The organism is Nitrosomonas sp. Nm33, assembly GCF_900107265.1.
Classification (GTDB): Bacteria; Pseudomonadota; Gammaproteobacteria; order Burkholderiales; family Nitrosomonadaceae; genus Nitrosomonas.
In genome coordinates, this window is the sequence record NZ_FNPJ01000077.1 from 1 (window position 1) to 14,232 (window position 14,232).

General features: G+C 45.5%; 12 protein-coding genes and 1 pseudogene. 9 read left to right on the forward strand and 4 right to left on the reverse strand.

Features of this window, described 5'->3' with window-relative positions; all coding sequences use genetic code 11:
* A pseudogene (locus BLV54_RS15715) lies at positions 1-115 on the reverse strand (IS5/IS1182 family transposase); the annotation flags it as partial.
* Positions 116-288: 173 nt separating this feature from the next.
* On the opposite strand from BLV54_RS15715, the gene BLV54_RS12700 reads away from it, so the two are divergent.
* The gene (locus BLV54_RS12700) at positions 289-1,665 is read left to right on the forward strand and encodes an SLC13 family permease (RefSeq protein WP_090572023.1); all 1,377 of its coding nucleotides are present in this window, start codon (positions 289-291) and stop codon (positions 1,663-1,665) included.
* Positions 1,666-1,783: 118 nt separating this feature from the next.
* On the opposite strand, the gene BLV54_RS12705 is transcribed toward BLV54_RS12700, so the two are convergent.
* Positions 1,784-3,634, reverse strand: coding sequence for a potassium transporter Kup (locus BLV54_RS12705; protein WP_256329470.1), 1,851 nt, complete (start codon positions 3,632-3,634; stop codon positions 1,784-1,786).
* 283 nt (positions 3,635-3,917) lie between these two features.
* On the opposite strand from BLV54_RS12705, the gene BLV54_RS12710 reads away from it, so the two are divergent.
* Together BLV54_RS12710 and BLV54_RS12715 are read left to right on the forward strand one after the other, a co-directional pair.
* Positions 3,918-5,192, forward strand: a complete 1,275-nt coding sequence (locus BLV54_RS12710; protein ID WP_090572025.1) for an MFS transporter — start codon at positions 3,918-3,920, stop codon at positions 5,190-5,192.
* Positions 5,193-5,463: 271 nt separating this feature from the next.
* The gene (locus tag BLV54_RS12715; protein ID WP_090572026.1) at positions 5,464-6,234 is read left to right on the forward strand and encodes a DUF6629 family protein; all 771 of its coding nucleotides are present in this window, start codon (positions 5,464-5,466) and stop codon (positions 6,232-6,234) included.
* Here the strand turns inward: BLV54_RS12715 and BLV54_RS12720 are convergent.
* On the reverse strand, positions 6,231-8,897 hold the full coding sequence (locus BLV54_RS12720; protein ID WP_090572027.1) for a cation-translocating P-type ATPase: 2,667 nt from the start codon (positions 8,895-8,897) through the stop codon (positions 6,231-6,233). The genes BLV54_RS12715 and BLV54_RS12720 overlap by 4 nt on opposite strands.
* A gap of 412 nt (positions 8,898-9,309) precedes the next feature.
* Between BLV54_RS12720 and BLV54_RS12725 the strand changes: the two genes are divergently transcribed.
* From BLV54_RS12725 to BLV54_RS12735, 3 genes are all read left to right on the forward strand, one after another.
* Complete coding sequence (locus BLV54_RS12725) at positions 9,310-9,951, forward strand: SRPBCC family protein (protein WP_090572028.1); 642 nt, start codon at positions 9,310-9,312, stop codon at positions 9,949-9,951.
* A gap of 65 nt (positions 9,952-10,016) precedes the next feature.
* Positions 10,017-11,549: a hypothetical protein gene (locus tag BLV54_RS12730; RefSeq protein WP_090572029.1), complete on the forward strand. Its 1,533-nt coding sequence runs from the start codon at positions 10,017-10,019 to the stop codon at positions 11,547-11,549.
* 26 nt (positions 11,550-11,575) lie between these two features.
* Complete coding sequence (locus BLV54_RS12735) at positions 11,576-11,827, forward strand: hypothetical protein (protein WP_090572030.1); 252 nt, start codon at positions 11,576-11,578, stop codon at positions 11,825-11,827.
* A gap of 90 nt (positions 11,828-11,917) precedes the next feature.
* On the opposite strand, the gene BLV54_RS15720 is transcribed toward BLV54_RS12735, so the two are convergent.
* Positions 11,918-12,136, reverse strand: coding sequence for a hypothetical protein (locus BLV54_RS15720; protein WP_143032518.1), 219 nt, complete (start codon positions 12,134-12,136; stop codon positions 11,918-11,920).
* Between the two features lie 306 nt (positions 12,137-12,442).
* On the opposite strand from BLV54_RS15720, the gene smbP (BLV54_RS12740) reads away from it, so the two are divergent.
* The 3 genes from smbP (BLV54_RS12740) to BLV54_RS12750 form a co-directional block, all read left to right on the forward strand.
* Entirely contained in the window at positions 12,443-12,799 is a 357-nt protein-coding gene (gene smbP / locus BLV54_RS12740) for a small metal-binding protein SmbP (RefSeq protein ID WP_090572031.1), read from the forward strand.
* A 415-nt stretch (positions 12,800-13,214) separates the two neighbouring features.
* A complete protein-coding gene (gene smbP / locus BLV54_RS12745; protein WP_090572032.1) occupies positions 13,215-13,565 on the forward strand; it encodes a small metal-binding protein SmbP in 351 nt (116 codons plus the stop codon).
* 371 nt (positions 13,566-13,936) lie between these two features.
* Positions 13,937-14,232 (forward strand): helix-turn-helix domain-containing protein (locus BLV54_RS12750; protein WP_218132396.1); only part of this gene is annotated, 296 nt, incomplete at its 3' end.

The window sequence follows — 14,232 nt, forward strand, 5'->3', positions numbered from 1 at the left end:
GATATAACATACCTTCTATCGTCATGCGCAAATTGCGCTTGTTATAAATCGCTTCTTGAAGCAGAATTTTCTCCAGCTTCGACCAGAACTCATCAGTAAGCATCAATCGGGGCATCGCAAACTCGTTTTATTGGTGGTGTGAGAACCTCTCAATATTACGAGTTTGCTTCTATTTATGAAATACTTATCTCAAAACGTCAACAGACCCTAGCATACAAAAAAGTTAAGTAATAGAATTCCAGCTTTTTCCTGGATCTCTATACATCTCATCGTAGTGAATTAATCATTATGCATATATTTCGTAAATGGGCATTAATCACAGGTCCTCTGCTTGCAGCAGGGCTTGCCGCAAGCATGAGTTTCTACGGCTGGGATGTCAAAGCCTGCTGGACAGGTGCAGTGATAATGCTTTGTGTCATCTGGTGGATTTTTGAACCCATTCCGATACCGGTTACCTCTCTCATTCCGTTAGCAGTTTTTCCACTAGTTGGCGTTTTGTCAAAAGAAGAAATCGCAAAAGCCTACGGAAACGACATGATTTTACTGATGCTCGGTGGATTCATGATTTCTGCCGCAATGGCGCATTCTGGAGCACATCACCGCCTTGCTCTGGGGTTAGTAAGGCTAGCTGGGGGAAATAGCAGCCGACGCATCGTATTGGGTTTCATGTGCGCGACTGCTTTGCTGAGCATGTGGATCTCCAATACGTCAACGACATTGATGATGCTGCCACTTGCACTTGCTGTTATCGATCAGAGTAGTGATAAAAAACTCGCTTTGCCTCTTCTGCTATCCATCGCCTATGGCAGTAGCATTGGCGGTTTGGGTTCTCCCATTGGTACCGCTCCAAATCTGATTTTCATGCAGGAGTACCAGAATTTCACTGGAACAGCCGTGAGCTTTACGCAGTGGATGAGCTGGGGAGTGCCCATTGTTCTGTTAATGGCGCCGCTGGCAGGGATGTGGTTGACACGCAACCTGACTTATGTCGGTGAGCTTTCTTTGCCACAGCCTGGTTCATGGCGGCCAGAAGAGCGGCGTATTCTAATTATTTTTGGTTTTACTGTTTTAGCCTGGGTGACTCGTACCGAGCCATTTGGGGGCTGGGGTGCCTGGTTGGGTGTGAAGGGAGCAACAGATGCGACTGTTGCTCTGATTGCTATCATCACCATGTTTCTGATTCCCAATGGACGAGATGGAAAGTTGCTGGATTGGGAGACCGCGGTGAAAGTGCCTTGGGGTATTCTCATTCTCTTCGCAGGAGGTATCGCCATTGCCCAAGCATTTGTTGAATCGGGATTATCCAAATCTATAGCTGAACAACTGACAGTACTATCCAATCTGCACCCGTTGGTCATCATTGCTACTATTGCACTGGCAGTAACCTTTCTTACTGAAATTACTAGCAATACAGCAATTGTTGTCTTGTTGATGCCGATTCTTGGTCCAGCAGGACTAGCCGCAGGCGTCGATCCGGCGTTATTGATGGTGCCTGCCGCAATGAGTGCGAGTTATGGATTTATGTTACCAGTGGGAACCCCACCCAACGCCATTGCCTTTGGAACTGGCATGATTCCAATTGACCGTATGGTACGTGAAGGTTTGGTACTTAATTTTATAGGGATATTAATCATTACCTTAGTATGTTATACATTGGTTACGTAGTGAGTTTCTCAGCGCATACGTTTTCTTCCAGAATTACTTTTAGTTAGTCAAATCAAATTTCATTAGTCTGGTGAGTATTGTTATTGAGAATATACTCTAGCGAGCGAAAGTAGCTGACTCACAACTCAACTTGTGTTCCCAGCTCAATTACACGGTTGGCTGGAATCTTGAACAGCGTCATAGCGCTGGAGGCGTTGCGAGCCATCGTAATAAAAAGCTTCTCGCGCCACGGTGCCATACCTGGAAAAGGGGTAGAAATGAGGGTTTCCCGGCTGAGAAAGAAGGAAGTCTCAAGCATATTGAATTCCAGTCCTAGCAACTCACATTGTGCCAGAGTTGCTGGAATATCAGGTTCATCCATGTAGCCGAAGTGGAAGAGAGCACGATAGAAGCCGTTCCCCAGTGATTTAATCTCAATGCGTTCATCCGCCGGTACAAATGGTACATCAGCGGTGACTACCGTCAGCAGCACTACCTGCTCATGTAGCACCTTATTGTGCGCGAGATTATGAAGCAGGGCATGAGGCACACCCGTGTAACTGGTGGTCAGGAACACTGCTGTGCCCGGTACTCTAGCCGGTGGCTCCTTTTCAATGCTGGTAAGAAAAAAGTCGATATCAATTGTATCAGTCTGAAGGCGTTGAATCAGAATGCTGCGTCCTTTCTTCCAGGTAGTTAGAAGAGTAAGGATAACTGTGGCAATGAGCAGCGGGAACCAGCCGCCGTGAATTACCTTCGTAAGATTGGCACTGACGAAAGCAAGATCAATTATTAGAAATAAGATAATGATGACGATTGCCGCTGACCAATGCCAGCGCCACAGACCATAAATCACAAAAAAGACCAACAGTGTGTCAATGGCCATAGTGCCGGTTACAGCGATACCGTAAGCTGCCGCTAGATTACTTGAGGAGCCAAACCCAACTATTAGTGCCACCACACCCAGCATTAGGACCCAGTTCACAAACGGAATATAAATTTGTCCTATCTCGCGCTCTGAAGTATGTAGCATCTGCATCCGAGGAATATAACCAAGCTGGATAGCCTGCCGAGTGACCGAGAAGGCGCCTGTGATGACTGCCTGCGAAGCGATTACCGTTGCAGCTGTAGCAAGAGCAATCAGAGGATAAAGTGCCCAAGAGGGCGCCATTAGATAGAAGGGGCTGCGCCCAGCCATTGGATCACTCATCAGCAGCGCCCCTTGCCCAAAATAATTTAACAATAGCGCTGGCCAGACAAACCCAAACCAGGCGAACTGGATCGGTCTCCGACCAAAATGCCCCATGTCGGCATAGAGCGCTTCAGCACCGGTGATTGCGAGTACTACAGTGCCTAACACCAGAAATCCAAACCATCCATGCTGTAACAGCAGATCAAGACCATAGATTGGGTTTATCGCCTTGAGCACAAAGGGATGCTGAATGATGTTGATTACCCCCAGGAGCGCTAATGCCAGAAACCAAGCTGCCATGACTGGACCAAACAATTTTCCCACTCCAGCGGTGCCGCGTGGTTGAAACAGAAACAGCAATACCAAAATAACTACCGCAAAAGGAATGACCCAGGATTCCAGTGCTGGAGTGGTAACCGCTATACCCTCCACAGCGCTAAGCACCGAGATGGCCGGAGTAATCATTCCGTCACCATAAAAGAGTGCCGCTCCAAACAACCCAAGTGAAGCGAGTAGCCAGCGTAACCGTGAATTTTCTTTCCCCACCCGTTGCGTCAATGCAATCAGTGCCATGATGCCACCTTCACCCTTATTATCAGCGCGCATCATGAAAAGTACATACTTGACAGATACCACAATAGTAAGTGCCCAGAAAACCAGCGAGAGAAAACCAAGTATGTTCTGTGGCTCGGGTGAAAGAGCATGTGTACCGCTGAAAGCCTCTTTCATAGCATAAAGCGGACTGGTGCCAATGTCACCGTACACTACACCGATAGCTCCCACCATGAGTGTAAGCATTCCATTGTTGCTAGCAGATTGAGGAGAGTGGGATATTGTCATGATAGAAATTGAATCAGTTTTTTTGGGTCTCCGATTTTATTTAACTTCTAACTTTAACCCTTGAAACGATGCTGATTTTGTCTTGTCATAGGGAATGTTATCACGGAAGTGCCGCAAACAGTTTTTATTGGGAAGAAAACACCTCACGAGTATTTAACCGAAAAAATGTAATAATAATTTTTCTAATTAATTGAGGTTGTTTTTATCATACCAAAGGTAACACCTTTCAAAAGTAACATTCATGGAAAATACTCCTCCTCTCGCAAGCCAGGAATCGATTAACAGTTCTTATGTTAATCATCTTATTTTTCTCTTTGGCATTGTCTATTTCGCCCAAGGTATTGCTCAATCAGGAGGCCTCATAAGCCTGCCTCTGAACTATTATCTTAAGGAAGTAATGCAGTTGAACGAAGTAGGTGCTACTAATTACCTGACTATTCTAACTATTCCTTGGGCTATTAAGCCCCTATATGGCTTGGTTAGCGATTTTATTTCTCTGTTTGGATATCGTCGTAAGTCTTGGCTTTTAGTTTTGAACATACTTACCTGTATTGGCTATCTTTGGTTAGCTGAAATAGCAGATGGCGATCAATTAATCATGGCGCTTCTGCTAACTGCTATAGGAACAGCCGCCTCAGATGTCATTATTGATGCTTTAATGGTAGAAAATGGCCGGAAATTCAATATGATTGTTCAATTTCAGGCTGTACAGTGGTTCTGGTTTTATGTTGCTCAAATAGTTACCTCAATATTGGGTGGATGGCTAGCGGAAATGGCTGATCCTAATACAGGTTTGCGTACAGCCGCCATAATCACCATGGTCGCTCCAGCAATAATAGCAATTCTTAGCTGGCTAATAGTAAAAGAAGAAAAAACCACAATGGATCTCGTTTCATTAAAAGCCACAGTAACGGGTTTACGTGAAACTTTTCAAAGTCGATTACTCTGGGCCACTATGTTATTTTTAATCTTGTGGAATTTTAGCCCAGGCTTTGGTATTCCAATCTACTACCATATGACCGACACACTCAAATTTTCTCAATCGTTCATCGGCCATCTGGGGGCTATAGGCTCAACGGGTTCAATTCTCGGAGCCTGGCTCTATGGTAAATACATCAGTAATCGCAGTATTGATTTTCAACTTGTTTTTAGCATCATTACAAGCGCCCTGAGCACTTTCTCCTACCTGGGAGCGATTACGCCGACCCCTTATAGTGGTGAACTGTTTATTGCATTGTCCTTCTTCTTTGGCATAACCAGCATGATTGCCCTTCTAGCTATTCTTACGCTTGCCGGCAAAGCCTGCCCTGAAAGGGCAGAAGGTTTTACTTTTGCAGTACTGATGTCGGTAATAAATGGCTTTGCTCAGTTGTCGGCTGTGATGGGTTCTTGGATGTTGGTTAACTGGTTTGAGGGATATTTGCCTCCACTCATTATTCTTTCTGGTGCGGCTACTTTATTTTGTTTATTCCTTCTTCCTAATCTGGAGGTTAAAAGGGTTGAGGTAAGTCAGTGAGCATAGAGGCTGTATCACTCGAATCATTTTTGTCTCATGGCCTAAACATTAAGTTAGTTGCAAAGACAGAGGCTGCATGAGCATATCATTAAGTTAGTTGCAAAGACAGAGGCTGCATGAGCATATTTCATCTGCCTTTCCTTTCCTTTCTTTTGTTCGCCTGATTTAAGGCATTTCCAGCTATTGCGCAGCCATATACAATAACAATACGTCTCTTCCGAGTATTTCGGTAATCTATCTACCTATTAATTTTTAGGATAGTCATTACACGATGTGTTTTTCAGCAGAAGCCAGCTTTATCGTCAGCGGCGCGCTTTCGATTGTCAGTGTGAACGCAATCAGAAAGGTTAAGAATAGCAAAGATATCTTCATCGCATTCATTCCACTGATATTTGCGCTTCAGCAGTTTACGGAAGGATTGCTATGGGTTGCTCTGGAAAATGGGGAGATGCCAGGGGCACAATTTTGGTTGGCCAATTTATACGGGATTTTTATTGGTGTGATATGGCCTTTTTATGCGCCGCTCGCCCTTTATCAAGGGGAGACAGAGAGCCGCACCGGAAAAGTAATGATTTCCATGATAGGAGTGGGCTTGGGGCTGGCAGCCTATACCATCATTGGCCTGATCAGCGAACCAATCGTAGCTTATATTGTTAATGACAATATCCGTTATGGGCATGAGGTGGAAGGCCAGCAATTTGTGCGGGCTATGTATCTGTTTGCCACCTGCGTGCCTTTCATCCTGGCAAGCGATCGGTTCTTGAACATCACCGGTATCCTGATCACGCTGGGTTTCCTGGTAGCTTTTTATGCCTATAGGGAAACGTTTGCTTCGGTATGGTGCTTCTTTGCAGCCGCAGCGAGTGCGTTGATTTATGTTTATGTGATCAATCAGAATAAAAAAAGAGAGAAATTAGCTTATTCCATTTTCAAATCAAACCTGATTTTGTCGGCTCTTCTTGCCGTATTATTTATACTGTCTGCGACTCGCCTTCGCGTCAGGTTTGATTTGAAAATGGAATTAGAGCTTGGGTGGATTTAACGGTTCTGTTTGTTAAAATAGCGCAGCAAGGCCTTGCGCAGCTCTTCCAGCATCAACATGGCCAAACCAAAGGGAATGGCATATAACCAGACATCGATACTGATGGGTGCAGTACCGAACAGGCGGTTGCCCCATGGCGTATAGACGATCAACAGGATCAAGCTAATCTCTACTGCAACGCCCAGCAGCAGTAAGCGGTTACCAAGCCACGCAAAGCGAAAGGTAGATTCCGTCGGATGACGACAGAGGAAGACATTCATGATCTGCATGACAATGATGGCTGACAGGCATGCGGTGGTGGCCTGCAAGTAAAGCGGATGATCGGCAGACAGTACTTGCCCATATTGCCAACCGCCATTATTCAGAACATAAAAGAACATCGCCATGGCAGCTATCGCTTCCATCACACCCAGAAAAAGATAAGCGCGTCCCAGTAAGGGCCAGTGGAGTAATCGTTCATTGCGTGCCCGCGGCGGTTTTTGCATGACGTCACTGCACGGTGCCTCCGCACCCAGCGCCAGCGCTGGAAGAATGTCGGTCCCCAGATCCACTGCAAGAATTTGCACGATGGGCAGCGGCAGCGGAATCTTGAATAGCGCAAATGCAAGATAGGGAACGAGCTCGGGGGTAATGTGGGTAAGAATATATGTCATGAATTTACGGATATTCTCGAAAACCGTCCGCCCCTCCTCGATAGCCGACACGATATGGGCAAAATTATCATCGAGCAAAATGATATCGGCAGATTCCTTGGCGACATCTGTTCCAGAAATGCCCATGCTGATGCCAATGTCCGCGGCTTTCAGCGCAGGAGCATCGTTGACGCCGTCACCAGTGACTGCCACGATTTCCCCTTTTTTCTTCAGTGCCTGCACGATGCGCATTTTCTGATCAGCCCCCACACGGGCAAAGATGATTTCCTCGGCATCCAATGTCAGTTGCAGTTGAATTTGCGACAGGTGGCGTAATTCATCACCCACGATGATCAGCGGGTTCTGTGCCAGGCCGATTTCCCTGGCGATCGCCCGGGCGGTATGGGGATGATCACCCGTAACCATGATCACTTTGATGCCTGCCGAGCGGCATTGAGCAATAGCCGCGGGAACTTCTGCCCGAGGCGGATCTTCTATTCCCACCAAACCACATAAGGTGAGCTTTTCTTCCAGATGCTCAAGCTCGGTCTTCGGAGGGCAGCAGCGAAAAGCCAGTGCAAGCACGCGCAGCCCTTGTTCTGCCATATATTCTTGCGCATCAAGCAACTGCTGGCGCTGGGCTTCATCCAGAGGTTGGGTTGTACCCTCCAGATAAATGTCGTGGCAGAGTGGCAATACTGTTTCCAGCGCACCTTTGCAATACAGCTTGTCATCCTTGGCTGTTCGGTATACCAGTGAGAGGCGCTTACGGTCGGTATCGAAAGGAATCTCGGCTATCTGTGTGTGATCAGGGTATGCCGTCATAGCCGTTTGTGCCAGCTCAAACAATGCAATTTCCATCGGATCACCCAGTAAAGTTTGTTTGCCTTCGATCTCTCCTTGCTTGAGGTTATGGCAATATCTGGCAACAGCTAATAACGGGTGATTTCGCAATCGGTCAACTTCTACGGGGAGACAGAATTTCCCCGACAGAAACAATTGCTTCACCGTCATACGGTTTTGCGTCAGTGTACCGGTTTTGTCCGTGCAAATAACCGTGGTGGAACCCAGTGTTTCCACTGCGGGAAGATGGCGCACTAATGCATTTTTCTTTGCCATGCGCTGAGTAGCCATTGCTAATGCAAGCGTCACCGTCGGCAGCAATCCTTCTGGGACATTGGCAACGATAATGCCAATAGCAAAAATTAGGTTAGTCCAGAAAGGCAGCCCCAGCCACAAACCAAGCAAGAAAAACACGGCACCAAAGCATACTGAGAGCATGGCAATGAGGTGGCTTAATCGTTTGATTTCAAGCTGTAGCGGCGACAGGGTTGTGCCAGCTATTTGAGTCAGGTGTGCAATTTTGCCAAATTCGCTGTGCATTCCTGTTGCGTAGACCAGTGCCTTGGCTTCCCCAGAAACCATGATGGTGCCAGCAAGCAATACATTGTGGCTGTTCTGTGCTTCATCTTCACTAGAGCGACCGGTGCTGCATGCTTTAGAGAGAGATTCCCCCGTAATCGTGGCATTATTGACGCGTACGCCAAAGGCTTCGAGCAAACGGCAATCAGCCGGTACGATATCACCATCGGTTAGGTGAATGACATCTCCCGGCACTAACGCCTCGGCTGGAATTTGTCTGATGGTGCCATCACGCATGGCTTTAACCTGATGGGGCAGTAGATTGCGCAATGCTGCGACTGCTGCCTGTGCACGATATTCTTGCCAAAAGGAAAACACACCGTTGATGATAATGACTCCGATAATGGCGTAGCCCAGCATTGCCATGCCCTGGCCTGGCTCATTCCACTCAGCAATGAAAGCCAGTATGGCAGCCAGCCATAAGATTAATGCAAAGAAATGGGTGAATTCCTGAATAAAGCTGGGTAACAGGCGCTTTTCTTCGACTTCTTCCACGCGATTCGCACCATATTCCAGCAGTCGCCGGTGGGCCTCTTGTTCTGACAAGCCATTGGGATAACTGCGTAAACTGGTATAGGCCTGCTCTTCAGTTAACTGATGGATTTTCATGATATTTGATACCCATCCTCTTAACGTGGTGTTGGCAATACTCTGCCATGTTGTTACCTAAACGTCCAGCGCTGAAAATTAGATATGAGAAAAAATGTTTTCTGCTGAGCAGTTTTTGGAAATAGCTAGAAAGTAATTATGGAAGTCCTGGCAGGTTATAGAAAAACGTATTCGAGGCAGTCGATGATAGGCAAAAGCAGGCGAAAAAAGTGGAGTTTATACTTGATAAATGAGCATTTTGAGCCTGTTTTTAACACCGCAGCGGCAACGTAGATAGTTTTTCAACAGCTTGCTAATGCAAATTTATCTTTGTGATGTCCTTTTCCTTCAGTATTTTCACTCAAGGCTAGTGATGATATGCAACTTCCGCTAGAGATATGGATTCAATAAATATCCAAGGAGGAGGGTTGGTATGGTGAAAAAAATTATTAAAGGAGTTTTTGGGATACTTTGCTTGATCTCTACGCTGTCCTTTGCTGTCACCCCCGATTTCGGCTCTGATGGTCTCAAAAATCTGAACACCGAACAAAGACAACGACTAGTTAATGGCGAGATTGTTTTTACTGTTACTGATTTAGTCAGGCAAGAACACTCTGGATTAATCCAGGCCGCTGTTATCTTTAATCAACTCCCTGAAAAGACGTGGAACCTGCTAAATCGCATTGAAGACCAAGTTAAATATCTCGAAGAGCTCGAAGAGATCAAGGTCATCACCAAGAGCCCTCAGCAAGAAACGGTTGAGTTCAAAGCCAGATATGCTTTTTTGACCTTTAATTACCGCGTGAACCTTACCTTTGATAAGGAGAGTCTTAGTTTATTTTGGAGGCTCGATCCAAAGTTCAATAACGACCTTCTGGAACTGCGTGGCTTCTGGCGCTTCTATCCGTTTGGCCAAGGTAAAACACTGGGACGCTACGGCTGCATAATATCAGTGAAGAGTATCCCAACCTTTATTGAAGATATATTCAAGAAAGACCTGATAGCCCGCTCGTTGGCCAGCATGAAAAAGTATGTCGATTCAGGGGGTATGGAGGGTAAAGTTGACCCCTTTTAGCGCAGCAATATTTCATAGGCACTGATAGCAAGTGACATTCAATAGCCCATGAGGAGGGAAGTATTATGGATAATTCCAACAATTCAGGCCGCATTATGTTGAGTGGGGTAAAAATAATTCTTATCGCCAGCTTTCTGTTCCTGACCGGTTGCATGGCAGTAAGAACTAAACCGACTGCACCGATAGATCTTGCCGAGACGACTTGCCGAGCTTTATATCAAGAAATTGACACTGTGATTGACAATGCGGGTGTACGCGATTACGGTTCATCGTCGGTTGAGGGTTTTCCATACCTCCGCACGACACGTCTATTGGCCTCGTTCAGTCATGAATTAAACGATGAATCACTTCAGTGGTCAGCATGGATCGGTCATATGGCTAATCTTGACGCCCAGGCGCGTGCATCAGAGTTGCGCAATCTTCCTTCCTCAGTGACGGAGGAGCGAAAAGAAGCCTTGCTTCAAGAACTCAATAGTTGTCGGGATCGATTAATAAAGACCGATCTCACGAAGCCAAAGCAGCGCGCTCGGCTGCGCGAGAGGGTTCATGTTCCAGATGATTATGTCACCTGGTGGCAGGTGGTCGGTCTTTATCCGCTGACAGCACCTATTGTTGGAGTCGGAATATCTAGATGGCATCGCAAAACACACGATGTCTTCGCTACGCCGCTGGCATTGCTGCCTGTTGAAGGTAAGTTGGTTCGTTGGGTACCGCTATCCCTTGCCATACCTAATGCGACGGATGCCTGGTTATCTGATAAATCTCCCAATACTCACCAGATCAGCGAAATTCTGTACCGTTCGCTCGATCCGCTTGGGATCCCGTTGCCAACCGCTGATGAACTTAACCAGCTTTTCGATACGTTTGCTCCGATATGGGAAGTGGATGTTGTGGATGAAAATGATCGCATTGGCATGATGCACTGGCAAAATGGACCAATAGTAGATACAACACGCCCGATACTCTATCGCAGGGTTTCCCACACCCGTTTCGGCAATCAGGTGTTGCTCCAGCTTAATTACATCGTCTGGTTTCGAGCGCGTCCAGGAAATGATATTTATGCCGGTCTACTTGACGGCATCAACTGGCGCGTCACTTTAGGATCTGATGGCAAGCCATTGCTTTACGATGCTATCCATAACTGCGGTTGCTACCACAAATTTTTCCTGAGTGATCAGCTGCGTTTGCGTAAAGATTTGCCCTTCCTCTATTTTGAATCGCCACTACTGCCGCAGCCGGCACCTGAACAACTGCCGCTGGTGCTGCGTATCGCTCACCAGACCCATTTTATTCAAAGGGTTTACCATGATAGCGTATTTAATGGTCAATCATCTGCGGGACCGGCAAGCCAATCGATGATGTGGGAAGATTATGATGTATTGCGTTCTCTGCCTTCCGATGAAGGATATCACAGCTTGTTCAGTACCTATGGACTGATTACCGGAACGGAACGATTTGAGCGTTTTATTCTATGGCCAATGGGTATACGTTCGCCTGGTGGAATGCGTCAATGGGGACGTCATGCCACTGCTTTTAACGGACGTCGGCATTTTGACGATGCTTTTCTCATCGAATCGCTATTTGAGAAGGTACCATAGAGTGTAAAGAGATATTTAACCCAGATTTGCTATTAAACCTAAAAACCGCAGTTGGACGGGGTGGAGCGTGCGGTGATCCAGGTGGCGAGGCAAGGCGCGATGAGGCCGCAGGGCCGTCCCCTGCAACGAAGAGCAACGCCGCATTCGTGCCTGAAGCGACACATGATGCTCCTCGTAGCGGCCTCACCATTCTGGTGAATGAGAAAATTCCGGGAATGCCTCTATATGTCATGGATTTAGCTCTCCAATCAAGCGGTCAGCTGCGGTTTTTAGGTTAAATAATCTCCCTAGCGGAAATCTGGGTGTGACCTGAAGCGGGATCTAGGTTAAATTTTCGGGAAACTAAGCAGAGGTGTTGAATTTGTTTTTTATGAACCTCGTACTTCTGAATAGAAATCGTGGGGGAGGGGGCGTTCTGCGATTGATAGCCTATGATATAGGCAAAATAATAATCCAACAGGAAACCGCCCCCATGACAACAAGGGCATGATTGAATATTGCACAATAAAACCGACTGACATTGCTTCCGGCATGTGTGTGATCCTGCGAAAGCCATCAAAGGTCAAAGTCAATCTTATACCCAGCATGACAATAGAATTGTTATTAAAAATTTATCATGCCGTCAGCATACAGATTTTTTTCTCAAACCTCAGGAGATAAACAACAAAGAAGCCTGTAAAGATGGCGTTTTACATTTTGTCAGACGATACGATTGCTTCCAGCAGATTACCAAACTACCTAAGCAATATTGTTTTCTTGCAATTTATGCTGTAAGAGAAATATTACGTGCTATTAAGTCTGAGGAGAAATGTATGCAATTGCATTATTGCTCCCCTTATTTGTTATCACTTAGCATTCATGACTGATCTTTAATCAAATAAGGAATAATTGTCATGAAAGTAATATCAACTACTATTACTATTACTATTGCAATTGGAATATTTCCTTTTTTCCTAAATACTCAAGTTTATGCAGAAGATACTGATCATAGAGCAGAAGCCATACAACATGCTGAGAAAGCCATAAAGCAAGGAAAAATGGGTTGTGCCGAAGAATTGCTTATTCATGCCAAGGAAAGTATGGAGCATGCTCAAGCGGCAAGCAATTCTGGTGCTGATAGTCATATGAAACAAGCTGTTAAGCATTTAGAAGGAGCCATCAGGCATGCTGAGATGCATCGTGCCGGTGCAGCAACCAATCATACTAAAACTGCAATGAGTCTTATGCAAGAATCTGAATCTACTCATTGAGTGTAACAAAAAGTACACGCATCCCGTCGTCTGGGAGATAAACGAGATGAGAGCAAGTATTCTTTCCAATCATCTATCTATAGAATAAAAAATTAGGGTATTTCCTTAATTAGTTCGCTATCAAGAGCATTAACCAAATAATTATCTCGCATAGCATAATAATCAACGGTTAATTTCGTTGGTAAGCATGACCGATAATCTAGCCTGATTATTATCAGATTTTTTATAAATTACTTGGCCGCATGAACAATATTGTTTTCTTAAAATATATGTTATAAAGAAAATACGTGCTATTAAGTCTGAGAGAAATACTTAGCAGACTAACTCTTTTCCTGAAGTTGTGGAGTTGGATGGCACGATCGTTGCGAGAATGTTTTGACATGATTAATCTTTAACCAAATAAGGAGTAATTGTCATGAAAGCGATATCAACTATTTTTGCAATTGCAATGTTGGCATTTTTCTTGAGCACCCCAACCTATGCAACGGATACAAAAGAGAAGATGGAAGCAACAAAGCATGTTGAGGAAGCCATAAAGCATGGAAAAATGGGGCATGCCAAAGATCTGTCCGAGCATGCGAAGGTAAGCTTGGAACATGCCAAGGCAGCAAAGCAATTGGGTGCTGATGCTCATATGGATATGGCTATTGACCATTTAGAACAAGCCATCAAGCACGCTGACATGGGTCATGCTGATGTAGGAACCAAACATGCCGAAGAAGCTTTGAGTCATATGCATGAATCTGGTGTCAGAGAAATGCATTAATCATTATAGAAAGCATCAACCCCCAGCGTGGCCGGGGGTTGATGATGACCATTCTTTTCCCAACCATCCTTTGAGTAAAAAATAATCCCTTAACTACCGTGTGAGGGACATTAATAAATCACTTATCTCGGCTTATTTCGGTTTAATACAAGCAGCAAGGCTGGATTCTTTGTAGGCGGAACTATTGATTCAGACAGAATATTGGCTTTTTTCTAAAATGTTTAGGCATCATTAATCTTAAGCAAAACAGGGAGTAATTGTCATGAAAGTGATATCAACTACGATTGCGATTGGAATGGTGGTGATTGTCTTAAATACCCAAGTTGTAAGAATTTCTAGCGTTGTTTACAGTATTGTGGAGAATACTGTAAATGAACATGCACAAACATATAAGACTTACGCCACTTGATCGTCAGGAGCTGTGGCAGCTTTACCAGACTCGCTGCTGGAAAGTATCCCAACTTGCCGAACGCTTTCGGGTCTCAAGGCCTACGGTCTACGCCGTTCTCAAACGGGCAAGGCTCAAGGAGTTTGTTCCCCGCGACAGTACCAATCAACGTTTTAAAACAATCCAGTACGGCCTCAAGCGCTTAGCCAAAGTCGAGCAGTCCATCCAGGAGCGCCTGAAACGCGAGGCAAAGCGTTATAACAAATCTTACCCCGGCGA

What these genes read in the sequence shown, in the direction of transcription:
- BLV54_RS12700 (WP_090572023.1), top strand. Translation starts at nt 289, where the DNA reads ATGCATATATTTCGTAAATGGGCATTAATCACAGGTCCTCTGCTTGCA.
- BLV54_RS12705 (WP_256329470.1), bottom strand. Translation starts at nt 3,634, where the DNA reads ATGCTTACACTCATGGTGGGAGCTATCGGTGTAGTGTACGGTGACATT.
- BLV54_RS12710 (WP_090572025.1), top strand. Translation starts at nt 3,918, where the DNA reads ATGGAAAATACTCCTCCTCTCGCAAGCCAGGAATCGATTAACAGTTCT.
- BLV54_RS12715 (WP_090572026.1), top strand. Translation starts at nt 5,464, where the DNA reads ATGTGTTTTTCAGCAGAAGCCAGCTTTATCGTCAGCGGCGCGCTTTCG.
- BLV54_RS12720 (WP_090572027.1), bottom strand. Translation starts at nt 8,897, where the DNA reads ATGAAAATCCATCAGTTAACTGAAGAGCAGGCCTATACCAGTTTACGC.
- BLV54_RS12725 (WP_090572028.1), top strand. Translation starts at nt 9,310, where the DNA reads ATGGTGAAAAAAATTATTAAAGGAGTTTTTGGGATACTTTGCTTGATC.
- BLV54_RS12730 (WP_090572029.1), top strand. Translation starts at nt 10,017, where the DNA reads ATGGATAATTCCAACAATTCAGGCCGCATTATGTTGAGTGGGGTAAAA.
- BLV54_RS15720 (WP_143032518.1), bottom strand. Translation starts at nt 12,136, where the DNA reads ATGCTGGGTATAAGATTGACTTTGACCTTTGATGGCTTTCGCAGGATC.
- smbP (WP_090572031.1), top strand. Translation starts at nt 12,443, where the DNA reads ATGAAAGTAATATCAACTACTATTACTATTACTATTGCAATTGGAATA.
- smbP (WP_090572032.1), top strand. Translation starts at nt 13,215, where the DNA reads ATGAAAGCGATATCAACTATTTTTGCAATTGCAATGTTGGCATTTTTC.